The sequence below is a fragment of the Vibrio sp. 2033 genome (assembly GCF_033339735.1).
Genome location: NZ_JAWOVC010000240.1, coordinates 1 through 807, shown reverse-complemented (window position 1 = coordinate 807; position 807 = coordinate 1). Strand labels below are relative to the sequence as shown.

Sequence of the window (807 nt, the reverse complement as noted above, 5' to 3'; positions counted from 1 at the left end):
CATTGCGGGGGTTAGCCTCGGAGTCGTGCATTGGTTGACGTATAAAGTGCCAAAATGGCTAGTGTCGGCAGGAGTGCTCGAAAAACCAATCAAACACACCGGGGGTGGGCCTTCTGGGAACAACTTTGTCGGTTTAGAACTCTGGGTCAAAGAGTTGCGCGATGTGGGGCTTGGTTTGGGGGAGTGGGGTTTTTACCTGCTCTTAGCATTGCTCGTGGTGTCATTGTGGACGGTTGTTAAATACAAGCCATTTAAGTTGTCGCATCGTTTAATGGCGGCAGTGTATTTGATGATTGCTGTTCACTCCGTTTTGTTGATCAAGCACGCGTACTGGGGTGAGCCAATTCATTTCGTTGCTTTGGGCTTTGCCTTGATGGGCTCTGCAGCTGCCGTTTATAGCTTGCTTGGTTTTGTCGGACGAGCAAATCGCCATCCCGCCAAAGTGGTGTCGACTCGCTACTTCCCTCAAGCGCGAGTGATGGAGCTGGTTTTGGCGCCAAGCAATAGCGGCCAAGGAAAACCTTGGCAAGGACACAAAGCTGGGCAGTTTGCTTATGTTCGTTTTGGTAATGAAGATCCGCATCCGTTTACGATTGTTTCAGGTGAGCATGAACCAGAGGTACGCTTTTTGATCAAAGAGTTGGGTGATTTCACTACGGATTTGTACCACAGAGTTAAAATTGGTGAAGAAGTGATGGTTGAAGGCCCTTACGGACGCTTGGCGTTTGACGTCAATAAGCCCCAGATTTGGATTGCGGGTGGTGTTGGGGTCGCGTCGTTCTTTGCCATCTTAGCGTCACTCAAATC

At 49.7% G+C, this 807-nt stretch carries 1 pseudogene; it reads left to right on the top strand.

The annotated features are described in order from the left end of the window. A pseudogene (locus tag R7P74_RS25830) lies at positions 1 to 807 on the top strand (ferric reductase); the annotation flags it as partial.